Source organism: Streptococcus mitis (assembly GCF_002005545.1).
GTDB classification, from domain to species: domain Bacteria; phylum Bacillota; class Bacilli; order Lactobacillales; family Streptococcaceae; genus Streptococcus; species Streptococcus mitis_I.
This window is the reverse complement of record NZ_LBMT01000001.1, coordinates 1350106-1373139: the sequence shown is the minus strand read 5'-3', so window position 1 is coordinate 1373139 and position 23034 is coordinate 1350106. Positions and strand designations below refer to the sequence as shown.

Annotated in this window: 18 protein-coding genes; 3 read left to right on the top strand and 15 right to left on the bottom strand. The window is 40.6% G+C overall.

Going from position 1 to position 23034, the window contains the following annotated elements:
* Positions 1 to 2: 2 nt before the first annotated feature.
* The 12 genes from QS39_RS07060 to gyrA form a co-directional block, all read right to left on the bottom strand.
* The gene (locus QS39_RS07060) at positions 3 to 434 is read right to left on the bottom strand and encodes an arginine repressor (protein WP_077805052.1); all 432 of its coding nucleotides are present in this window, start codon (positions 432 to 434) and stop codon (positions 3 to 5) included.
* Positions 427 to 1242 carry a TlyA family RNA methyltransferase gene (locus QS39_RS07055; protein ID WP_077805051.1) on the bottom strand — a complete coding sequence of 272 codons (816 nt, stop codon included), beginning with the start codon at positions 1240 to 1242 and terminating at the stop codon, positions 427 to 429. The genes QS39_RS07060 and QS39_RS07055 overlap by 8 nt, the downstream gene beginning before the upstream one ends.
* Entirely contained in the window at positions 1235 to 2110 is an 876-nt protein-coding gene (locus tag QS39_RS07050) for a polyprenyl synthetase family protein (protein WP_077805050.1), read from the bottom strand. The genes QS39_RS07055 and QS39_RS07050 overlap by 8 nt, the downstream gene beginning before the upstream one ends.
* Positions 2107 to 2319, bottom strand: coding sequence for an exodeoxyribonuclease VII small subunit (locus QS39_RS07045; protein ID WP_000043226.1), 213 nt, complete (start codon positions 2317 to 2319; stop codon positions 2107 to 2109). The genes QS39_RS07050 and QS39_RS07045 overlap by 4 nt, the downstream gene beginning before the upstream one ends.
* Positions 2297 to 3637 carry an exodeoxyribonuclease VII large subunit gene (xseA, locus tag QS39_RS07040; RefSeq protein ID WP_077805049.1) on the bottom strand — a complete coding sequence of 447 codons (1341 nt, stop codon included), beginning with the start codon at positions 3635 to 3637 and terminating at the stop codon, positions 2297 to 2299. The genes QS39_RS07045 and xseA overlap by 23 nt, the downstream gene beginning before the upstream one ends.
* 126 nt (positions 3638 to 3763) lie before the next feature.
* Positions 3764 to 4402 carry a uridine kinase gene (gene udk, locus QS39_RS07035; RefSeq protein ID WP_001181376.1) on the bottom strand — a complete coding sequence of 213 codons (639 nt, stop codon included), beginning with the start codon at positions 4400 to 4402 and terminating at the stop codon, positions 3764 to 3766.
* Positions 4403 to 4511: 109 nt separating this feature from the next.
* Positions 4512 to 5390 (bottom strand): tRNA pseudouridine(55) synthase TruB, encoded by an 879-nt coding sequence (truB, locus tag QS39_RS07030; RefSeq protein ID WP_077805048.1) that lies wholly within the window; start codon positions 5388 to 5390, stop codon positions 4512 to 4514.
* 9 nt (positions 5391 to 5399) lie between these two features.
* Positions 5400 to 6674: a DUF2130 domain-containing protein gene (locus QS39_RS07025; protein ID WP_077805047.1), complete on the bottom strand. Its 1275-nt coding sequence runs from the start codon at positions 6672 to 6674 to the stop codon at positions 5400 to 5402.
* 95 nt (positions 6675 to 6769) lie between these two features.
* Positions 6770 to 8050: an O-acetylhomoserine aminocarboxypropyltransferase/cysteine synthase family protein gene (locus tag QS39_RS07020; protein ID WP_077805046.1), complete on the bottom strand. Its 1281-nt coding sequence runs from the start codon at positions 8048 to 8050 to the stop codon at positions 6770 to 6772.
* A gap of 146 nt (positions 8051 to 8196) precedes the next feature.
* Positions 8197 to 8994 carry a formate/nitrite transporter family protein gene (locus QS39_RS07015; protein WP_000254781.1) on the bottom strand — a complete coding sequence of 266 codons (798 nt, stop codon included), beginning with the start codon at positions 8992 to 8994 and terminating at the stop codon, positions 8197 to 8199.
* Between the two features lie 139 nt (positions 8995 to 9133).
* A complete protein-coding gene (srtA, locus tag QS39_RS07010) occupies positions 9134 to 9877 on the bottom strand; it encodes a sortase SrtA (protein WP_023942619.1) in 744 nt (247 codons plus the stop codon).
* Positions 9877 to 12345: a DNA gyrase subunit A gene (gene gyrA, locus QS39_RS07005; protein ID WP_077805045.1), complete on the bottom strand. Its 2469-nt coding sequence runs from the start codon at positions 12343 to 12345 to the stop codon at positions 9877 to 9879. Before gyrA ends, srtA begins: the two co-directional genes overlap by 1 nt.
* A gap of 194 nt (positions 12346 to 12539) precedes the next feature.
* Between gyrA and QS39_RS07000 the strand changes: the two genes are divergently transcribed.
* Complete coding sequence (locus QS39_RS07000) at positions 12540 to 13526, top strand: L-lactate dehydrogenase (protein ID WP_000204728.1); 987 nt, start codon at positions 12540 to 12542, stop codon at positions 13524 to 13526.
* A 393-nt stretch (positions 13527 to 13919) separates the two neighbouring features.
* Here QS39_RS07000 and pyk read toward each other — a convergent pair whose 3' ends face one another.
* From pyk to QS39_RS06985, 3 genes are all read right to left on the bottom strand, one after another.
* Positions 13920 to 15425, bottom strand: coding sequence for a pyruvate kinase (gene pyk, locus QS39_RS06995; protein ID WP_001042818.1), 1506 nt, complete (start codon positions 15423 to 15425; stop codon positions 13920 to 13922).
* Positions 15426 to 15483: 58 nt separating this feature from the next.
* The gene (gene pfkA, locus QS39_RS06990; RefSeq protein ID WP_000820862.1) at positions 15484 to 16491 is read right to left on the bottom strand and encodes a 6-phosphofructokinase; all 1008 of its coding nucleotides are present in this window, start codon (positions 16489 to 16491) and stop codon (positions 15484 to 15486) included.
* Positions 16492 to 16572: 81 nt separating this feature from the next.
* On the bottom strand, positions 16573 to 19674 hold the full coding sequence (locus tag QS39_RS06985) for a DNA polymerase III subunit alpha (RefSeq protein ID WP_180375018.1): 3102 nt from the start codon (positions 19672 to 19674) through the stop codon (positions 16573 to 16575).
* 402 nt (positions 19675 to 20076) lie between these two features.
* Here QS39_RS06985 and QS39_RS06980 point away from each other — a divergent pair, with 402 nt between their 5' ends.
* Positions 20077 to 22350, top strand: coding sequence for a Xaa-Pro dipeptidyl-peptidase (locus tag QS39_RS06980; protein WP_077805043.1), 2274 nt, complete (start codon positions 20077 to 20079; stop codon positions 22348 to 22350).
* 18 nt (positions 22351 to 22368) lie between these two features.
* Entirely contained in the window at positions 22369 to 22839 is a 471-nt protein-coding gene (locus QS39_RS06975; RefSeq protein WP_033677026.1) for an arginine repressor, read from the top strand.
* The last annotated feature ends 195 nt before the right edge of the window (positions 22840 to 23034 follow it).

The following is a 23034-nucleotide window of genomic DNA, read 5'->3' as shown; positions in this document are numbered from 1 at the left end:
ACCTACCAATTTTTTACTTGTTCAAAGATTTCCTCAGCTAGACTTTCAGTTCTGGCAATGACTAAAATCGAGCTATCATCAGCTAAACAGCTAAAAATCTTGTCCGCAAACGTCTCGGTTAACTGAGCTTTTACAAAAGCCGTATTTCCTGGAATAACTTGAAGATTGATCATCTTGTCCATCAAGTCTGCCGATTCGATATTGTCTTCAGCCAGTTGCAAACTTTTTACGATTGATTTTGGCAATTCATAGACATAGGTGTTGTCTCTCAAAGGAATTTTGACAATACCTAGCTCTTTGATATCTCGGGATACTGTCGCTTGAGTGGCAGTGATGCCTGCCTCTTTCAAATGTTCTACAATTTCTTCTTGCGTGCCGATTTGATAATCTGTCACAAATCGTCTAATTTTTTCAAGTCTCTCTTTTTTATTCATTTTTAAATTGACTATGCGCCCTCTCTACTACTTCTTCAATCTCAGCAAGAACCTGATTGCTTGCTGACTCTTCTTTTTTCAAATACGCTAAAAACTCAATATTTCCATGTCCGCCTTGGATGGGAGAAAAGTCCAAACCAAGGACTGAAAAGCCTTCCTCTACTGCCATAGCTGTGACAGATTCAAGGACATGTTGATGGACCTTGGCATCGCGAATAATTCCATTTTTCCCAATCTGCTCACGTCCTGCCTCAAACTGAGGCTTAACCAGAGCCACAACCTGACCTTGATCAACCAAGACACGGTGCAAGGCCGGCAAAATCAGACTGAGGGAAATGAAACTCACATCAATACTGGCAAAGCTCGGCTCCTGCTCGAAATCAGTCTTTTCAGCATAGCGGAAATTAAACTGCTCCATGCTGACAACTCGTGGGTCTCGGCGTAATTTCCAAGCCAACTGATTGGTACCGACATCGACTGCAAAGACCAACTCAGCACCATTCTGTATCATAACATCTGTAAAGCCCCCAGTAGAAGCACCGATATCAATTGTGGTCGCGCCATCCACTGACAAATCAAAGACCTGCAAAGCTTTCTCCAGTTTCAAGCCACCACGGCTAACATACTTGAGTTTCTCCCCCTTGAGTTTTAACTCGGTGTCGTCTGGGATTTTCTCTCCTGGTTTGTCAAAACGCTCTCCATTCAGGACTGCTACGACTAGACCAGCCATGACACCACGCTTGGCCTGTTCTCGCGTTTCAAACAAACCCTGTTTATAAGCTAGTACATCCACTCTTTCCTTAGCCATTGATTCTCAAACTTTCTACTACATTTACAATCGATTCTATATCGAAGGGAATCTGCTGGGCAATTTCTTCTAATTTGGCATTAGCTTGATCCAGAGTTTGGTTACAAAAGGCAATGGCCTCTTCCAAGCCCAACAAGGCTGGATAGGTTGACTTTTCAGCCTGCAAATCCTTTTGAGGAGTCTTGCCGATTTCCTCAAAACTAGCTGTCACATCCAGTACGTCGTCCCTGACCTGAAAAGCGAGCCCAATCAATTCACCTACAGTTTTCAGTTTTGCCTGTATTTCAGGAGCCAATTCAGCTATGATAGCAGCTGCTTGGAAGGGAAAGGCTAGTAATTTTCCAGTTTTATTGGCATGAATGGTCTGTAGCTCTTCCAAAGCCAAGTGTTGGTGTTCACCCTCCATGTCCAAAACTTGCCCTGCCACCATGCCCAGACTACCTGATGCAAGAGATAAGTTGGCAATCAAGTCCACCTTAATCTGACTTGGCAAATCTGCCTGCGCTATCAAGGCGTAAGGATCTAGGAACAAGGCATCTCCAGCCAAAATGGCCATTGCTTCGCCAAATTTCTTATGATTGGTCAAACGCCCCCTGCGATAATCATCATCATCCATGGCAGGAAGATCATCGTGAATCAAGCTCCCTGTATGAATCATTTCCAAGGCCGCGGCCACCTGCGCGTGAGCAGGTTTGATGGCAATATGCAAGGCTTCCAAAACTTCTAACAAGAGAAAAGGCCGAATACGTTTGCCACCCGCATGAATGGAATAGAGAACGGACTCTCGCAAACTAGAGGCAAACTGCTGGTCTCCATAAAAATCTTCCAAGGCTGACTCGACAAGAGCTAATTTTTCTTGCTTTTTCATTCAAAATCACTTTCTGTTCCGTCTTCTTGCATGACCTTGACCAAGGTCTTTTCAGCCTTGTCCAACGTCGCTTGGAGCTCTTTTGACAAGACCATGCCCTTTTGAAAGGCAGCAATCGCATCTTCCAGAGCAATTTCACCATTTTCCAAACTTTGGACAATGGTTTCCAGTTCTGCTAGATTTTCCTCAAATTTCTTTTGTTTTGACATCTTTAACCTCTAATTCTACTTGACCATCTCGCATCAAAAGCGTCACTTGGTCTGTTTTCTTTAAATTCTCAACCGAATCAACTACTGAATCTTCTTTTTTGACAATTGCATAACCACGCGCCACAATTCGGCTCGTATCCAACATCAGAAGTGCTTCTGAAAGTCTCTTGACCTCAGCAACCTTGGCATCATAAACCAGCGCCATTTGGCTACGTAAGAGCTTGTCCAACTGAGCTAGTCTGTCCTGATAGCGTTGGATTTTGGTAACAGGTGATAATTGTACCAGTCGATGCGTCCTTGCTTGGACTATCTGTTTGTTATCAGAAATCCGTGTTTGCAAACTTTGTTTTAAGCGCAGTTGCAGTTGATCCAAGCGTTGCATATAGCCATCATACAAACGCTCTGGCTGTCTAAAGATAACAGACTGACTGCATTTTTTCAAAGCTTCTTGTTTCTTCGATAAGACATTTCGGACTGTTGTTGCCATCCGTTTTTCCTGATTTTGCAAATGAGCTAATAGATCCAACTTGGTCACAGGTGTTGCTAGTTCAGCAGCTGCTGTTGGCGTTGCAGCTCGTCGATCTGCCACAAAATCTGCCAAGGTCACATCCGTCTCATGCCCCACACTAGAAATGATTGGCAAACGAGATTCAAAAATAGCTCGTACCACAATTTCTTCGTTAAAAGCCCAGAGATCCTCGATGGAACCACCACCACGACCAATAATGAGCAAATCCAAATCGTCCCGTTCATTAGCACGCGCAATATTTCGAGCAATTTCCTCTGCTGCTCCATCTCCTTGAACCTTGGTCGGATAGAGAAGAATGTCCACACCTGGAAAGCGCCTGCTGACGGTCGTGATAATATCTCGAATAACGGCTCCACTGCGACTGGTCACTACACCAATTCTCTTAGAAAATTGGGGCAGAGGTTGCTTGAAACGTTCTTGAAACAGACCTTCTTCTGTCAATTTTTTCTTGAGTTGTTCAAACTGAATCGCAAGCGCCCCAACTCCATCAGGCTCAGCCTTTTCTATGATGATGGAGTAGCTACCACTTGGTTCGTAGACCTGTACGCGCCCAATCACATTGATTTTCATTCCTTCTTCCAGGTCAAAACCTAATTTCTGATAAATTCCAGACCATATGGTCGCTTGAATGACTGCGTGATCATCTTTTAGGGAGAAATATTGGTGAGTAGGTCGTTTACGAAAGTTGGAAACTTGACCAGTTAAATAGACCCGTTCCAAATAAGGGTCTTTATCGAATTTCATTTTCAGATACTTGGTCAAAGTTGTTACCGATAAATACTTTTCCATCTCCACCTACTATTCATTTTCTTGCTTTTCCATGGGTATTATTATACCAAAAATATGCCTAAAAATCTCCATTTATGTACCATTATGAGTGAAAAATAAAAAAGGAGGCAAGGCCTCCACATCTGATTATTTGCTATTTCGGGCTTCTTCCAAAATCTTTGCAATCTTGGTCGTCAACAGGTCGATAGCAACTGTATTGCTGACTCCCTCAGGAATGACGATATCAGCATAACGCTTAGTTGGCTCGATAAACTGGTGGTACATTGGTTTAACCACACCTAAGTACTGGTCAATAACGCTATCAAGGCTACGTCCACGCTCCTCCATATCACGCTTGATACGACGAATAATGCGCACATCATCATCCGTATCCACAAAAATCTTGATATCCATCAAATCGCGCAGGCGCTTGTCCTCCAAGACCAAAATGCCCTCAACGATAAAGACATCTTGAGGCTCCTGACGATAAGTCTTGCTACTGCGTGTATGCTCTGTATAGTCATAAGTCGGGATGTCCACCGGACGCCCTGCCAACAATTCCTTAATCTGCTCAATCATCAAGTCTGTATCAAAGGCAAAAGGATGGTCGTAGTTGGTTTTGACACGCTCTTCAAAGGTCAAATGAGACTGATCCTTGTAGTATGAATCATGCTCAATCATGGAAATCTTTTCATCAGGGAAATGCGATAAAATGGCTCTTGAAACACTGGTCTTACCACCACCAGAACCACCTGTCACTCCGATAATGATTGGTCTATTTTGCATGCTATCCTCCGTTTTTTTATCCGTCGTCTATTCTATCACATTTTTTGCAAAATTTATAGTCTGATTTGGATAGTCTAGGGGAAATAACACTACCTACACCTCAGTTAGACTAGCTAAAAACCTTCCTTGGCTTGTAGAGATGGTCTCGCTTCTCTAGAATGGCTAGCAATTTATCATCTTCAAAAGCAGCCAATTCTTGTTCTGTTTGTTCGAGTTCGATAAAACGACCAAAGCGCACTTCTGTAGCCTCATCTGGACTTAGGAAAACTTTGACAAGGTCACCTGTTCCAATCTCTAGAGGATGGAGAAAGTCCAGTTGACCAGCCTCCACTTTTTCAGCAATTTCTCCCAAGGTAAGAGCATCTTCTAGTTGTAAACCAGCTGCACTAGTCCGTGTTAGATGTGACATATGAGCCGCATAGCCCAGCTTCTCTCCCAAATCAACTGACAAGGTACGGATATAAGTCCCTTTACTGCATTTTACTCGAAAAGTAAAACGTGCCAAATGGCCCTCATAAGAAATCGGACTTGTTCGATCAAAAGTATAAATAGTTACCTGACGTTCTGGACGCTCCACTTCCTGACCAGTACGCGCATACTCATAGAGCTTACGACCATTAACCTTAACAGCTGAATACATAGGTGGAATCTGGGTAATAGGCCCAGTCAAGCTCGCAATCGCTTCATCGACAAGCTTTTCATCCAAGGGCGACAGAACGGGTGTCTCAACGACCACTTCCCCACTAGCATCCTCTGTCGTCGTTGAATAGCCAAGAGTGATTTCCCCCTCATAGACCTTGCCCTCGTCCTGCATAAACTCGACCATGCGTGTCGCCTTGCCAACTGCAATGGGCAAAACACCCACTACATCCGGATCCAGAGTCCCACCATGACCAATCTTCTTGGTTCCCAAAATCTTACGCAGTTTAAAAACCGCATCATGCGAGGTCATGCCCGCTTCTTTTTTTAAGTTGATAATACCGTTCATTTTTGCTTTCTACTCCCCCTTCAGCGCTTCAAACTTAGCTTTCATGGTTGGATTTTTACGGGTCAATTTTTTAACAGAGACATCTTCCAATTTGTTGTTTGCGAGACGGAGTTGGTTTTCAGATGTGGTTAGGAATTTCTTAACCTCTTCCATGCGTTTGATAGCCTTATCAATTTCATCAATAGCTTTGCCAAAGTTGGTCGAAGCTGAATTATAATTCTTAGCAAAGGCCTGTTTAAAGGCATCCAAATCTTCTTCAAAATGCGTAATGTCAATATTTTGCTCCCGAACCAAGGCCAACTCCTGCTTATATTTTAGGGAATTAAGCGCCGCATTACGTAAGAGACCAATCAACTGGATAAAGAACTGAGGACGAACCACATACATCTTTTCGTACTCATGGCTGACGTCAACAATCCCTGTGTTAAAGTAGTCATTATCAGCCTCAAGCATGGTCACCAAAACTGCATACTCACAGTTCTTCTCCCGACGGTCCTTATCCAATTCCTTATAAAAATCTGCATTCTTATGCTTCTTCTCTGTTCCGTCAGCTTCATTTTTCATCTCAAACATGATGGAGATAATCTCTACGCCATTTTCATCACTCTCACGAAAGATAAAGTCCCCCTTAGACCCACGCGCAGAGACCTTGTTATCCTTCTCAAAGTAAGCATTTGGAAAGGCGAAACTACGGACCTTGTTAAACTCACTTTCCGCATACTGTTCCAGACTTTCCCCAATTGCTTTTGTAGATTGTTGGGCTTTGAAATTCTTATAAAATTCGACTTGTTCACTAGCTGCCTTGAGTTGAGCTTCGTAGTTTTGCTTAACTGAAGCAAGAGAAAGCTCGTTTTCTTTTTCTTGTAATAGGAGCTGATTTTTGACCTGATCCCGTTCTTTTTCTAAGTCAGAAAGAGTCTTTTGCAGTTGATTTTCATGCTCCAAACGCAAGGTAGCCAACTGATTTTCTAAGACCTGTACTTCCTTGTCCTTAGCCAAGAGAGCCTGATGGCTTGTCTGTTCAACCTCTTTCTTGGCCAATTCTTTTTCTGTATCAAAATTTTGGATTTGACTCTGTAATTTAGCAATTTCTTGGTCTTTTTGAGCTAGTTTAGACTGTTGCTCATTCATGGCCTTTTGCTCTGCCAAAGCCAGTTCCTGCATCATGCGATCGTGTAGTTCCTTATCAAACTCTGCTGTTCTCACTTGGGACAAAAGTTCAGCATACTGACTTTCATTTACTGTAAAGACTTCCCCACAGTTGGGGCATTTGATTTCGTTCATATCGTTCCTCTTTCTAGACTTCTGTAACCATTATATCATGCCTAAGGGAAAATCAAAAACAGCGAGTCGAAACCCACTGTTTATCTTCTTTTTCTTTAAATTTTTTCCAAGGCCAAGCGCAAGTCTTCAATCAAATCCTCTACATTTTCAAGTCCGATTGACAAGCGGATTTGATTTGGTGTGACTCCTGCTGCTTCTAGGTCTTTTTCTGACAATTGACCGTGAGTGGTTGTAGCTGGATGGACAACCAGAGATTTAGCATCTGCTACATTTGCTAGGTCAGAAAAGATTTCTAAATGATCAATTACCTTGCGGGCTTCTGCTTCCCCACCTTTGACATGGAAGGTAAAGATTGAGCCCACACCTTTTGGCAAATATTTCTCAGCCAAGACATGGTAAGGACTATCAGCAAGTTTTGGATAATTAACTTTTTCTACCTTAGGATGGTTGACAAGGAAATCAACAATTTTCTCTGCATTTTGTACATGGCGTTCCACACGAAGTGAAAGGGTTTCAAGTCCTTGTAGCAAGAGGAAGGCATTAAATGGTGACAAGGCTGCACCTGTATCACGAAGCAATTGAACACGGACAGCGATAATAAAGGCTGCTGCACCCACATCACGAGTATAGCTCAAATTGTGGTAGCTTGGGTCTTCCTCAACAAATTGAGGGAATTTCCCTGAAGCTGCCCAGTCAAAACGACCACTATCCACAATCACTCCACCAATAGTCGTACCATGCCCACCAATAAACTTAGTCGCAGAGTGAATAGCAATATCTACACCGTGAGAAAAAACGTTAATCAAATAAGGTGTTGCAAAGGTATTATCCGAAACTAGTGGAATCTGGTGTTTATGCGCAATCTCAGCCAATTTTTCCAAGTCAGGAATGTTTATCAAGGGATTCCCCAAAGTTTCAATCAAGACAAGCTTGGTATTGTCATTGATAGCTGCTTCCACTTCTTCCAAATTATCCACATCGACAAAGGTTGTTGTGATACCATAACGAGGAAGGGTTTCCTTCAAGAGATTGAAGGTTCCACCGTAAATAGTTGAGGCTGCTACTACATGATCACCAGCGTGGGCAAGTGCCAAAATCGTATAAGTCACTGCGGCCATACCTGATGCTGTTGCAAGAGCTCCAACACCACCTTCAAGGGCAGCAATTCTTTCTTCAAAGGCAGCTGTTGTAGGATTGGTGATACGAGTATAAATGTTCCCTGGTTTCCTCAAGGCAAACAGATCGGCACCTTCCTGCGTGTCATCAAAAACAAAGGATGTTGTTTGATAAATCGGCACTGCACGAGACTTAGTTGCTGGATCCACAACTTGACCAGCATGCAATTGTAAGGTTTCAAATTTAAAATCACGAGTCATAAGGCTACCTCCATATAGTTTCATTAAGGATATTGTAGCACTATCTACCTATCTTGACTAATACCTCTTTTCTATATTTTGATATAAGAAGCGGCTATTACTTCTTACAAAATCGAAAAAAGCACGAATCAATCGTGCTCATTTTCTTAATCTACATAAGTATCTTCATTTTTATTGAGGAAGGCATATGGAAGACCCATCAAGAGGCCTCCTCCGATAAAGTTTCCGATGAAGGTTACACCCCAGTGGCGAAGCATATTTCCAACACCGAAGTTAGCAATTGAGTCAGCAGCAACACTGAATTTCACAATCGCGAAAGAAGCAAAGTTCGCCGCAATGTGCTCGTTTGTTAAGAATACAAACATGTAAATCGCTGACAACACAAGCCAAAGTTTGGCACCACCATCTTTGACCAAAACAAATGAAAGAATAGCAATATTTACGAAAATATTTGCCAAAATCGCCTCAAGCAAGATTAATTCATTTGAACGGCCTAACTTCATCTCTACAACCCCAGAGATAAAACTATCATGAGTCAGATTTGCATAGGCTGCCGAATGAGCAAAGCCCCAACCTGCTATCAAAGCCCCGATAAGGTTAAACAAGGTACAGTAAAGTAAAATCTCAGCTGTTTTTCTCCAAGAGATTTTTTTCAAGAAACTACCAGCAGTCAAGAACATCATGTTTGATGTTACCAACTCGGCATTCAAGAAAACAATGTAGGCCAATCCCCAAGCAAAGACAAATGGGAAGAGGAATCGTCCACTACCTGGCGCAATTTTATTAATCAAGTCAGCCCCAACTGCACCAGCAGCTGTACTGAAGGTTAAAAATGCACCTGCAAACATAGAACGAATCGCATACTTAAATTTGCTTTGGCTATAAAGACTTTCTTTCTTCTTGCAAGCAAATTCAATCTTTGAGATAAATTCTGAAGAAACCATAATAAACTCCTAAAAATTTTTTACCTGATAATTATATCACAAACGTTAAAATTAAGGAAGCGTTTTCTGTATTTCATAAAAGTTTATTCTTATGAAAAGCTTAAAAAATCAGTGAAATCCAGGATTTCACTGATTTGTATTAATAAAATTGTTTATATGGTTGATTGAAAGCTGTTAGGATTTCATCAGATGTTTGTGAATAATCTTTTGTTTCTTTCAAATCGCCTTTTACAATAATACGTTCTGTAGCAGCAAGGTCTTCACAGGTTACTAATGTAATCTCATTGACCCCATCTCTATCATCAACTTCATCAACACGATCCGGTGTAACACGTTTGACTTCACGTATTTCATAAGTATAAACTTTATCCTTATCGGTTAGATAAATCTTCATACCATTTTTAGCGTTATCCAAAGGAGAAAATAACATTTTATTAGCATTATTGACACCAAAAATATGATGACTAGCTAGACTATAATTTCCTTTCCCCATCACTTGATCGCGTTTCATGGTACCAGCACCATAGAAGAGATTGACATTATCAAGTCCTTTAAAAATTGGCAGATTCATTTCTAATTCAGGAACTGCAATTCCACCGATAACTGGTAATTTTTGAGCATCCCATTGAGAAGCTAGAACCGCTTCAGAAGAGATCGCATTGACAGAATCAAAATCAAAATTTCCTTCTGTATCCTGATTTTCTTCTATTTTTTCTTTTGATACCTGACTAACTTGGTACTTATTGGTATTCCAAACTATGAAAATATCACGAATTTTAGCATTAAAAATCAAAGCAATTGATAGTAGTATCAGAAATCCTGCTAGGATATTTGTCAGCAGATTTTTTCGTTTGTTTTTCTTTTTATTATTTTTTTGAGACATTATGCTTCACCTTCTGTTTCGTTTTCTGTCCCAACTTCTTCTTTTTCTGCCGCTGCAACCGTTGTAAAGGTCACAATTTTAGCATCTTGATCCAGACGCATTACTTTAACTCCCATAGTTGAGCGTCCTGTTTGTGAAATATTGGCAACATTGGTTCGAATCATGACACCTGTATCAGTGATAATCATCAAGTCTTCATCACCTTTCACAGTCAAGAGACCTGATAGAGGACCATTTTTTTCAGCCACATTAGCCGTCTTCATTCCTTTACCACCACGACCTTTTGTTGGATATTCGGTCGCAACTGTGCGCTTACCATACCCCTTTTCTGTGATGATAAGAACCTCGTCCTGGTCTGTAATCACACTAGCACCAACAACTGTGTCTCCCTCACGGAGATTCACACCTTTCACACCTGTGGCGATACGACTCATGCCACGAACGGCTGATTGATTAAAGCGAACTGCATAACCAAACTTGGTACCAATAATAATATCCGTATCTTCTTCCGTCAACAAGACATTAATCAACTCATCTTCATCCTTGAGGTTTAAAGCCTTAAGTCCATTTTGACGAATGTTAGCAAATTCCTTAACACTCGTTCTCTTCACAATACCATGACGGGTTGTAAAGAAGAGATAAGCATCATCACTGCGTTCAGACTCAACATTGATAATAGTCTGAATACTTTCACCTTCATCCAATTTCAAGAGATTGACTACTGGTAGACCTTTGGCCGTCCGACCATACTCAGGAATTTCATAACCTTTCAGGCGATAGACACGTCCTTTATTTGTAAAGAAGAGCAGGTGATCATGGGTGCTAGTTGACACTAACTCACGAACAAAATCGTCATCCTTAACGCCTGTTCCTTGAACACCACGACCCCCACGTTTTTGAGCAGTAAACTCAGCTTGGTCCAAACGTTTGATGTATCCCTTGTTAGAAAGCGTAATCAAGACATCCGATTCTTCAATCAAGTCCTCATCTTCAAGACTCAAGACTTCACCGACCATCAACTCTGTACGACGCTGGTCGCCAAACTTACGCTTAACTTCATCCAATTCTTCTTTGATGATTTGAGAAACACGTTCTGGTTTAGCAAGAATATCTGCTAAATCCGCAATCAGAGCCAAGAGGTCATCATACTCAGACTGAATCTTATCGCGTTCCAAACCTGTCAAACGGCGAAGACGCATGTCTAGGATAGCCTGACTTTGACGTTCAGAAAGCTTAAACTTACTCATCAACTCAGCTTGTGCTTCCGCATCTGTTTCACTAGCACGGATGATACGAATCACTTCGTCGATATGGTCCAGTGCAATCAAGAGACCTTCTAAGATATGAGCACGTGCTTCTGCTTTTTCCTTATCAAAACGAGTACGACGAACAACCACTTCTTTTTGGTGTTCGATATAAGCATCCAAAATCTGGCGAAGAGACAAAATCTTGGGTACACCATTTTGAATCGCCAACATATTAAAACCAAAGTTGGTTTGCATCTGGGTCATCTTGAAGAGATTGTTGAGGATAACATTGGCTGAGGCATCGCGCTTGACCTCGATCACGAAACGAACCCCTTCACGATTTGACTCATCACGTACTGCTGTGATGCCCTCAATCCGTTTTTCCTGAACCAAGCGAACAATGTGCTCATGTACCTTGGTTTTATTGACCATGTATGGAAATTCTGTCACAACGATGCGTTCACGGCCAGTCTTAGTTTCTTCAATTTCAGTACGAGAACGAAGAACAATAGAACCTTTACCTGTTTCGTAAGCCTTATGAATGCCTGATTTCCCCATGACAAGGGCACCTGTTGGAAAATCTGGCCCAGGCAAGACTTCCATTAAGTCCTTGGTAGTCACTTCAGGATTGTCCATGACCAACTTCACTGCATCAATGGTTTCACCCAAGTTGTGAGGCGGAATATTGGTCGCCATCCCAACGGCAATACCAGTTGCTCCATTAACTAAAAGATTTGGAAAACGAGCTGGCAAGACCAAGGGTTCGCGTTCATTGGCATCATAGTTATCAACGAAATCAACCGTATTCTTATTGATATCTCGAAGCATTTCTAGAGCAATCTTGCTCATACGTGCCTCAGTATAACGCTGGGCGGCAGCTCCATCTCCATCCATGGAACCAAAGTTTCCATGCCCATCTACAAGCATGTAACGGTAGCTCCACCATTGAGCCATGCGGACCATGGCTTCATAGATAGAGGAATCCCCGTGTGGGTGATATTTACCCATGACATCCCCTGTAATACGAGCAGATTTTTTATGAGGTTTGTCTGGAGTAACACCCAATTCATTCATTCCATAGAGAATCCGACGGTGAACCGGTTTCAAGCCATCTCGAACATCAGGAAGAGCCCGCGCTACGATAACGCTCATGGCGTAGTCGATAAAACTCGTCTTCATCTCCTTTGTCAGATTGACATTCACTAAATTTCTATCCTGCATTAATAAATGCCTCATTTCACTATTAGTAATTAATAATATTATACCATAATGTCCGCCATATTTCAGGTATCCAAATTAGCTAAAACGTTTACATCAAGAACTGAAAGGCATATCCGTGACAAAGCTTTTTAAAAGTGATAGAATTAAAATAACTGGGGAAATCCCTGAATAAAATTAAGGAGATGTTTAGAACAATGACTTCAACTAAACAACACAAAAAAGTTATCCTTGTCGGAGATGGTGCTGTAGGTTCATCTTACGCTTTTGCACTTGTTAACCAAGGAATTGCACAAGAGCTTGGAATTATCGAAATTCCACAATTGCATGAAAAAGCTGTTGGTGACGCGCTTGACCTTAGTCACGCCCTTGCCTTCACTTCACCTAAAAAAATCTATGCAGCTCAATATTCTGACTGTGCAGACGCTGACCTTGTTGTAATCACTGCAGGTGCTCCTCAAAAACCAGGTGAAACTCGTCTTGACCTTGTAGGTAAAAACCTTGCTATCAACAAATCAATCGTAACTCAAGTTGTTGAATCAGGTTTCAAAGGTATCTTCCTTGTTGCTGCTAATCCAGTTGACGTTTTGACTTACTCAACTTGGAAATTCTCTGGATTCCCTAAAGAACGCGTTATCGGTTCAGGTACTTCACTTGACTCAGCTCGTTTCCGTCAAGCACTTGCTGAAAAATTGGATGTAGATGCTCGTTCAGTTCACGCTTACATCATGGGTGAACACGGTGACTCTGAGTTCGCTGTTTGGTCACATGCTAACATCGCTGGTGTAAACCTTGAAGAATTCCTTAAAGACACTCAAAATGTTCAAGAAGCTGAATTGATTGAATTGTTCGAAGGTGTTCGTGATGCAGCCTACACAATCATCAACAAAAAAGGTGCAACATACTACGGTATCGCAGTAGCCCTTGCTCGTATCACTAAAGCAATCCTTGACGATGAAAACGCAGTACTTCCACTTTCAGTATTCCAAGAAGGTCAATACGGAGTTAAGAATGTCTTTATCGGTCAACCAGCTGTTGTTGGTGCACATGGTATCGTTCGTCCAGTAAACATTCCATTGAACGACGCAGAAACCCAAAAAATGCAAGCATCTGCTAAAGAATTGCAAGCTATCATTGACGAAGCATGGAAAAACCCAGAATTCCAAGCAGCTTCAAAAAACTAATTTAACTATAGACAACTCCTTGAATCATCAGGGAGTTGTTTTTTATCTATATTATAGTAAATTGAAATAAGATAGAACAAATTAATTTCTAGAAATATTTTAGCAGCCACGGCGTACTATTCTAGTTGTAATCCACTATAAGAACTAAACATTTTATGAAATTTTCGTTCAAAAAACAATATCCCTTTAAAAGCTATCATGTCATGTCTTGGGCATGAAGACAAAAAGACTACCAATCAGATTTATACTCACATCACAAAAAGTATGGAACAAGCAACGATTTACTCTTTAGCTACAGTTGCATTAAATCAAAAGTAAAAACTTTGCTCATATACAAAAAAAGCCCATCATACAGGCTATACAGCTTGATACGATAGGCTATTTTTCTATTAATTAACGTACTGTACGGATACGCATTGTGTTTGTACGAACAGCTTCTCCAACTGGTACACCAGCAACAATAACGATATCGTCACCAGATTCTACTAGACCTGCTTCAACTGCTTTACGTTCAGCGATTTCGAACATATCGTCAGTTGAAGATGGAGCATCTGTCAACATTGGGATAACACCCCAGTTCAACATCAACCCACGTTCTGTCAATTCGTCGAATGTCAATGCCAAGATGTCAGCATTTGGACGGTATTTAGAGATCAAACGTGCAGTGTGACCTGTCTTAGTAAGAGTTACAACCAATTTAATGTCCATTGAGTTAGTAGCATCTTTAACAGCTGAAGCCATTACTTCTGTCTTAGAGTTACGTTCGAATGAATCTGAGTTCAAACGTCCGTATTCGTTAAGAAGAGTTTGAGCGTTCTTATCGATTGTAGCCATTGTAGTTACTGACTCAAGTGGGTATTTACCGTTTGCAGACTCACCTGAAAGCATTGTTGCGTCAGTTCCATCGATAACAGCGTTAAATACGTCTGATACTTCTGAACGAGTTGCACGTGGTTTTTCAGTCATTGTTTCAAGCATGTTTGTTGCAGTGATAACAACTTTACCTGCAGCGTTCACTTTAGTGATGATCATTTTTTGGTAAACTGGAACCATTTCGAATGGTACTTCGATACCCATGTCACCACGAGCGATCATGATACCATCAGCAGCTTCGATGATTTCATCCAAGTTATCGATACCTTGTTGGTTTTCGATTTTAGCGAACAATTGAACATGTCCGTTTCCAGTTTCTTCACAGATTGCACGAACTTCGTTTACATCTTTTGCAGTACGTACAAACGAAATAGCGATGAAGTTGATACCTTGTTCAAGACCAAAGCGGATATCGTCGTTATCGCGTTCAGCAAGAGCTGGGAAAGGAATTTTAGTGTTAGGAATGTTCACACCTTTTTGTTTAGCGATGATACCATCGTTTTCAACTTCAACTTCAAATTCACGAGTTGCGTCATCTTTAGCAACCACACGAAGACCAAGTTTACCATCGTCAACCAAAACTTGACGACCAACTTCAACATCATCATAGATATCAAGAGCACCAGCAACGTTCAATGCAATCACTTCACGAGTTGATTTGATTCCTTGTTTAGTTGCAACACGGATTTTCTCACCAGTTTTGTATGAATACTCTTTAGCTTCACCTTCGAACAATTCTGTACGGATTTCTGGTCCTTTTGTATCAAGAAGGAAACCAACTTTTTTACCTGCAAGTTTTTCAGCAAGTTTAACAGTTGCCATACGCTCACCTTGTTCTTGGTGGTCACCGTGTGAGAAGTTGAAACGGAATGTGTTAGCACCAGCTTCAATCAATTTAGCAATGTTTTTAGCTGAAGCTTCAACATCAAGTTTTTCACCCCAGTATCCGTCCTCACCGAATTTTTTACCACCACGGATTTCTACCGCAGGACCCAAAGTTGCAACGATTTTTACACGTTTGTTCATGATTTTTGTGACTCCTTTATATATATGACCTTTTTGGTCTTATTAACTAAATTGTAAATTATGACAAGCTCTTATTCAAGCTAGATAGCTCAATGTCAGCTTTGTGTGGGTTGTTAACCACAATCTTACCTTCTGCAGTAAGGCTAAACAATGCTCCTTCTTCTGCAGTTCCAAGAATTGGGTTTTCAACCATTTTCTCGTTACGGATACCAACCGCAACACCACCGATACCTTCTTTAAGAAGTTTAACAGCATGCGCACCCATACGTGACGCCAATACACGGTCACGCGCAGTTGGAGAACCACCACGTTGAATATGTCCAAGTTCTGTCACACGAAGGTCGCTTGTATCCCCAGCTTCTTTTAGTTTTTTACCAAATTCAGCTGCTGACATCACACCTTCTGCCAAGACGATGATATTGTGTTTTTTACCACACTCATAACCACATTTAATGCTTTCTACGATATCTTCAATCTTGAATCCTTCTTCAGGAATGATGATTTCATCAGCACCAGTTGCAATACCAGCCCAAAGAGCGATATCACCAGCGTTACGTCCCATAACTTCAATAACAAAAGTACGACGGTGACTTGATGATGTATCACGAATCTTATCGATAGCATCCATAGCAGTTGTAACCGCTGTGTCAAAACCGATTGTGAAGTCAGTACCAACGATATCGTTATCAATTGTACCTGGAAGACCGATAGCTGGGAAGCCATGTTCAGTCAAACGCATAGCGCCGTGGTAAGATCCGTCACCACCGATAACAACTACACCTTCAATTCCGTGTTTTTTCAATTGCTCAATCCCTTTAAGTTGCCCTTCAAGTTGAGCGAACTCTGGGTAACGAGCTGAGTGAAGGAAAGTACCACCACGAGAAATGATGTCTCCTACTGAAGCTGCATCTAGGGGATGAATTTCACCGGCAACCATACCAGCATATCCGTCATAGATACCAAACACTTCCATTCCTTCTGAAATTGCTTGACGAACAACTGCGCGGATAGCAGCGTTCATACCAGGGGCGTCTCCACCACTAGTCAAAACAGCAATACGTTTCATATTGGTTATGCTCCTTTTTCTTTTAACATTCTTATTGATTATACCACATTTGATTTTAAAATTCTTCTATTTTCCGTATTTTTAGCGATAAATCGTTTTCATAACGATTTCATTCAACTTCGCTTCTAATTCATTGGATTTAGCTACAAAATGATGAGGGGAAACGATTGTTTTCTGTTCCTCTTCATACCTAAGGATGACTGGGATTGGGCCTTTATACTGGTCTAAAATTCTCGAAATTTCTTGATCCGATTCATGATTTTTTACCTGTATCCAAAAGCGTTCAGCAACTGCTTCTCTTATTTCTTGTGCAATCATTTGCAGACGGCCATCACGTGACTGGATTTTTCCTTTTATATAGTAGAAGGCTCCCTCTTTTATTTCCTGCCCAACCTGACGATATAAGTCTGAAAAGAGAGTGACATCCATTTTTTTCTTACTATCATCCACCTGTAAGAAAGCCATGTTTTCACCCTTTTTGGTACGAATCACTTTTATTTTCTGAATTTCAACCAAAATAATAGCGTAGCTATTTTCTGACAAATTCCCAATTGGGGTAATCGGGTAAATAGCTTTACTTGCAATAGCTTGTAGAGGATGTTTGCTGACACCTATCCCTAAAAACTCTTGTTCCATATAGAATTTTTCTTGTTCCGTCCAATCTTCCGATTCCTGCCAACTATAAATGGTATCACCAAACAAGCTTCCTAACTCTTTCACAAATTCAAATAGATTAACTAAATTATTGAATACTTTTTGACGATTTCTTTCAAATGAATCAAAAAGACCAACTTTTACCAAAGGTTCTAGCAGAGGAAGTTTCAAATAATTCTCAGGTAATTTAGCTATAAAATCTTCAATGTTAGAATAGGGTCTGTTTTCAAGAATCCATAGAGCCAGATCATTGCTGACTCCTTTAATCGATTTCAAACCTAGATAGATGGCCTTGTTGGCAATTTTATCGTGATAGGGAATGGTGTTGATGGACAGAGGCGCCACTTCAAAGCCTGCTTCAAGTGCATCTATTAAGTAATCACTGTTGGCAGAATTTAACATGACCTGATAAAAAATGGCTGGATAATGCGTTTTGAAATAAGCCAACTGGAAGGCCAAGGCTGAGTAGGCATAGGCATGTGACCTGTTAAAACCATAACCTGCAAACTTCTCCATGACATCAAAGACCTGCTCTGCCTTTTCCACAGTATGTCCAGCTTCTAATGAACCTTGAATAAAAGAAGCCCTCATCTCATGCATGGCAGAGGCATCCTTTTTCCCCATAGCTCGGCGCAAAATATCGGCTTTCCCAAGACTAAATCCAGCAAAACGCTGAGCAACCTGCATAACCTGCTCCTGATAGAGCATAATTCCGTAAGTTGGAGCCAAAATATCCTCCAGTACTGGATCCAGAACAGTCACTTCTTCCTGCCCATGTTTCCTAGCTACAAAATTATTGATATAATCACTAGCACCTGGTCGATTTAGGGAAGTAGTTGCTACGACATCTTCAAAACAGACTGGTTGCACACGTTTGAGCAAGCGAATGGCACCAGGTTGCTCAAATTGAAAGATACCTTTTGTATTACCAGAAGCAAATAAAGCCAACGTTTCTTTGTCTTCCAAATCTATTTCTTCGACTTTAAGGTGAATACCTTCTGTTTCAGCAAGCAACTCTTGCATTTTCTGGACAAAGGTCAAATTTCGTAGTCCCAGAAAGTCCATCTTCAAAAGTCCACTTGCTTCGACTCCATGAGCATCATACTGAGTTAGTGGAATTTCATCACCATGCTTCAGAGGGATGTAGTTGGTCAAATCTTGGTCACTGATTACAACACCAGCTGCATGGACAGAGGTTTGTCTTGGATAACCCTCAATCTTGCAAGCAATCTCAAAGGCTTTTTTGTATTCTAACTTACTATTGATTTGCTGACGAAACTGGAGGTTACCCTCATAAGCCGACTTGAGATTGTCACGAAAACTGATTTTCTTGGTAATTGCAGATAATTCATACTCTGGCACACCAAAACGTTTCAAGACATCTCGAAGAGCTTGCTTAGCACCAAAAGTAGAAAAAGTAACGATTTGTGCAGCATGTTTACTACCATATTTATTGCCAACATATCTGATAAAATCTGGACGATAAATATCTGGGATATCAATATCAATATCAGGCATGGTATAGCGTTCACGATTGAGAAAGCGTTCAAAAATCAGATTTTTCTCTACTGGGTCAATCCCTGTGATATCTAAGGCATAGGAAACCAAGCTACCAACTGCAGAACCCCGTCCCATACCCATATAATAGCCATTCGAACGTCCAAAACGCAGCAAATCCCAAACAACCAAGAAATAATCATCAAAGCCCATATCATGAATAACAGCCAATTCTTGGTCTAGTCGGTCTTGATATTCTTTGCTAGACAATCCCTTCTGAGCAAGCCCCAGTTCAGCACGTTCTCTCAATTCTTCTACTGCTGGTCTTGCTGGATTAAAACGAGGTAATTTTAGACTAGTATCCAAGTCATAAGAAATACCTGAAATAAGCTTTTCTAAGTTTTCCAAGGCTTGAGGAAAACGTTCTTGGAATAGTTTCTCTAAAGAACTTGCTGATATTAGGACATCTTGTCGTGAGCGCAAGGGAACTTCTCTAAGTGGTAGATTTTCTTTAATCGCTGTTAAGACTTGCAGAACTTCTCTATCCCTGCTTTCAAAAGCATTGACCCGATAGAGGGGCAAGATTGGATGATGAAATTCGCTGGCTAGTGTTTCCGGATAAACCCCTATATAGTAATCACAGTCTAGATTTAACAACTCCAGTCCATCAAAATAAGGCACAATTACCGCAATATCCTCCAGATACTGAGATAAAACTGACCAATTTTTCTCCCCCTGCATCTTGGCTGTTGAAAGCTTCATCAACTGCTGATAGCCTACACTAGATAGAGCTAAAAAGCGCAAATTTACATCTTTGTCATCTACAAGCACAGTCATTTCAAGCCCTAATAAAGGATGAATGCCATATTTTTTTGTAACCTCTAGAAAGTCAAAAGCACCATAAAGATTATCAATATCCATCATAGCCAGATGAGTGTAGCCGTATTCTTTAGCTGCTCTCACATACTTGGTGATTGAAATGACACTCTCCATAAAACTATAGACTGTTTTTGTATCTAGTTGTGCGATCAATTTACACTTCTCCTCTATCCTTCTCACTATATTATACCATTTTCAAAAAGAGAAAGACAAAAGCAATGACTCCTATCTCTATTTTATATTTTAAATAAGGCATTTTGGATGAAAAAATAACAAATATATTTGCAGTAAAAATGTTTCTGTAAACTATTTTGAACTTTTTATCCCAATAACTTTTTATCCCAATAAATGGATATCTCTTTTAAAGAAGTGAGATAAATCCACTCAAAATTCTTGTTAGATATCGTTTAATTTATGAATGCTATAGAATATCACATATTATTTCATATAAATTGTATTCATTATTCTTTAATTAATTTCTTTCTCACTTAATAATTCCCTTTCTCCTATTTTTTTGATATAATAACCTTAATTATTATTTTACAAGGAGGTTTTATGCGCTTTAATCAATTCAGCTATTTATCACTTCCAAGAGATACTATTTTATATGAATTAAAAAAGTATGGATTTGATTTTCCATCTGAGTCAACAAATAAAAAGATGTTGGAATCTTTTCTAAGTTGTTTCTTTTTCACTTATCAAGACACCAACTACCCACTTTCCATCCTAGCAGCTGATAAAAAAACAGACCTGCTGACATTTTTTCAATCAGAAGATGAACTGACAGCAGATATTTTTTATACTGTTGCTTTTCAACTTTTAGGCTTTTCTTATTTGGTTGACTTCGAAGACAGTGACGTTTTTCGTAAAGAGACTGGTTTTCCCATTGTATATGGTGACTTGATTGAAAATCTTTATCAGTTACTCAATACTCGCACCAAAAAGGGAAATACTCTTATCGACCAACTTGTTAGTGATGGTCTTATTCCGGAGGATAATGACTACCACTACTTTAACGGCAAGAGTTTAGCAACTTTTTCCAGCCATGATGTTATTCGAGAAGTGGTCTACGTTGAGTCTCGTGTCGATACTGACCAAAAAGGACTACCAGACCTAGTCAAGGTCAGCATTATTCGTCCACGTTATGAGGGGCAAATCCCTGCCATCATGACAGCCAGTCCTTATCATCAGGGAACAAATGACAAGGCAAGCGATAAGGCTCTCTACAAGATGGAGGGCGAGCTTGAGGTTAAACCTGCTCATAAGATTGAACTAGAGAAACCTCAACTCAATCTCGTCCAACCTCAAGGTCAAGCTGAGCTTGTGTCAGAAGCCGAGGAAAAGCTAAGTCACATCAACTCTAGCTATACACTCAACGACTACTTCCTCCCACGAGGTTTTGCCAATCTCTATGTGTCAGGTGTTGGTACCAAAGACTCTACTGGTTTCATGACTAATGGCGACTACCAACAAATTGAGGCTTATAAAAATGTCATCGATTGGCTTAATGGCCGTTGCCGTGCCTTTACCGACCATACGCGCCAGCGTCAAGTCAAGGCTGACTGGTCAAATGGAAAAGTAGCCACAACTGGACTTTCCTATCTTGGAACCATCTCCAATGGTCTGGCGACTACAGGTGTCGATGGTTTAGAGGTTATCATTGCTGAAGCTGGCATTTCTTCATGGTACAACTATTATCGTGAAAACGGTCTGGTGACTAGCCCAGGCGGTTATCCAGGTGAGGACTTTGACTCCCTTGCTGAGTTAACCTATTCTCGTAATCTCTTGGCTGGCGACTATATCCGTGGCAATGAAGCTCACCAAGCTGACTTAGAAAAAGTAAAAGAACAACTGGATCGCAAGACCGGCGACTATAACCAGTTTTGGCATGATCGCAACTACCTGCTCAACGCCCATAAGGTAAAAGCAGAGGTTGTCTTTACCCACGGGTCTCAGGATTGGAATGTCAAACCACTTCATGTTTACCAGATGTTCCATGCTCTTCCTGCCCATATAAACAAGCACCTCTTTTTCCATAATGGCGCACATGTTTACATGAACAACTGGCAGTCCATTGACTTCCGTGAGTCCATGAATGCTTTGTTAACAAAGAAATTACTGGGACAAGATACAGATTTCCAACTTCCTACTGTCATTTGGCAGGACAATACAGCCCCTCAGACTTGGTTATCACTTGATAACTTCGGTGGGCAAGATAACTTTGAAATTTTCTCACTTGGTCGAAAAGAGCAAGTTATTCAAAACCAGTATTCAGATAAAGATTTTGAGCGCTATGGTAAGACTTACCAGACCTTCAATACGGAACTCTATCAAGGGAAAGTCAATCAGATTACCCTTGACCTTCCTGTGACTAAGGATCTCCACTTGAACGGTCGAGCTCAACTCAATCTTCGCATCAAATCCAGCACAAACAAGGGGCTTTTATCTGCTCAACTACTGGAACTTGGACAAAAGAAATACCTACAACCTTATCCAGCTATTTTAGGTGCTAAAACCATTGATAATGGACGCTACTACATGTTGGAAAATCTCTGTGAATTACCATTTAGACCAAATGCACAACGAGTCGTGACAAAAGGTTACCTCAATTTACAAAATAGAAATGATTTACTGTTAGTAGAGGATATTACTGCAGATGAATGGATGGATGTGCAATTTGAACTACAACCTACTATTTACAAGTTAAAAGAAGGAGATACTCTTCGTTTAGTCCTCTATACTACTGACTTTGAAATCACAATCCGTGATAATACCGCTTACCAGCTGACTGTTGATCTTGAACAGTCTACTCTTATCCTACCTCACTAAAAAAGGAGTTAAATTATTATGAATAAATCTGAACACCGACACCAACTCATACGAGCTCTTGTAACGAAAAACAAGATTCATACTCAAGCTGAGCTACAAGCTCTTCTTGCTGATAATGATATTCAAGTTACACAAGCGACACTTTCGAGAGATATTAAAAGTATGAACCTCTCAAAAGTACGAGAAGAAGATAACTCTTACTATGTGCTAAATACAGGCTCTATCTCAAAATGGGAAAAACGCCTCGAACTCTACATGGAAGATGCCCTTGTCTTGATGCGCCCAGTTCAACACCAAGTCCTACTAAAAACCCTTCCTGGACTGGCTCAATCATTTGGTTCTATCATTGATGCTTTGAGTTTCCCTGACGCTATCGCTACCCTCTGTGGTGATGATGTCTGCCTTGTCATCTGTGAAGATGCAGAGGCAGCCCAACATTGCTTTGAAGAGCTGAAACGGTTCGCCCCACCATTTTTCTTTGGTGAATAAACAGAAACTGAACTCAAAAACTGCAGAACTCTCAAAATTTTAAACAGTAGTGAATTGATGTCAGCTAACAGCTAGCGAATACAATAGCTGATTCCTACTGAAAAGTGAGCTATGCAGCTTAATAAAACAAAAAAAGAAATCTATCTCATACATGAGTACAAAAGCTCCCCTTATAGTTTCTAGTGAAAAACAAAT

Coding starts and splice junctions, on each gene's coding strand:
- QS39_RS07060 (WP_077805052.1), bottom strand. CDS start 434: ATGAATAAAAAAGAGAGACTTGAAAAAATTAGACGATTTGTGACAGAT.
- QS39_RS07055 (WP_077805051.1), bottom strand. CDS start 1,242: ATGGCTAAGGAAAGAGTGGATGTACTAGCTTATAAACAGGGTTTGTTT.
- QS39_RS07050 (WP_077805050.1), bottom strand. CDS start 2,110: ATGAAAAAGCAAGAAAAATTAGCTCTTGTCGAGTCAGCCTTGGAAGAT.
- QS39_RS07045 (WP_000043226.1), bottom strand. CDS start 2,319: ATGTCAAAACAAAAGAAATTTGAGGAAAATCTAGCAGAACTGGAAACC.
- xseA (WP_077805049.1), bottom strand. CDS start 3,637: ATGGAAAAGTATTTATCGGTAACAACTTTGACCAAGTATCTGAAAATG.
- udk (WP_001181376.1), bottom strand. CDS start 4,402: ATGCAAAATAGACCAATCATTATCGGAGTGACAGGTGGTTCTGGTGGT.
- truB (WP_077805048.1), bottom strand. CDS start 5,390: ATGAACGGTATTATCAACTTAAAAAAAGAAGCGGGCATGACCTCGCAT.
- QS39_RS07025 (WP_077805047.1), bottom strand. CDS start 6,674: ATGAACGAAATCAAATGCCCCAACTGTGGGGAAGTCTTTACAGTAAAT.
- QS39_RS07020 (WP_077805046.1), bottom strand. CDS start 8,050: ATGACTCGTGATTTTAAATTTGAAACCTTACAATTGCATGCTGGTCAA.
- QS39_RS07015 (WP_000254781.1), bottom strand. CDS start 8,994: ATGGTTTCTTCAGAATTTATCTCAAAGATTGAATTTGCTTGCAAGAAG.
- srtA (WP_023942619.1), bottom strand. CDS start 9,877: ATGTCTCAAAAAAATAATAAAAAGAAAAACAAACGAAAAAATCTGCTG.
- gyrA (WP_077805045.1), bottom strand. CDS start 12,345: ATGCAGGATAGAAATTTAGTGAATGTCAATCTGACAAAGGAGATGAAG.
- QS39_RS07000 (WP_000204728.1), top strand. CDS start 12,540: ATGACTTCAACTAAACAACACAAAAAAGTTATCCTTGTCGGAGATGGT.
- pyk (WP_001042818.1), bottom strand. CDS start 15,425: ATGAACAAACGTGTAAAAATCGTTGCAACTTTGGGTCCTGCGGTAGAA.
- pfkA (WP_000820862.1), bottom strand. CDS start 16,491: ATGAAACGTATTGCTGTTTTGACTAGTGGTGGAGACGCCCCTGGTATG.
- QS39_RS06980 (WP_077805043.1), top strand. CDS start 20,077: ATGCGCTTTAATCAATTCAGCTATTTATCACTTCCAAGAGATACTATT.
- QS39_RS06975 (WP_033677026.1), top strand. CDS start 22,369: ATGAATAAATCTGAACACCGACACCAACTCATACGAGCTCTTGTAACG.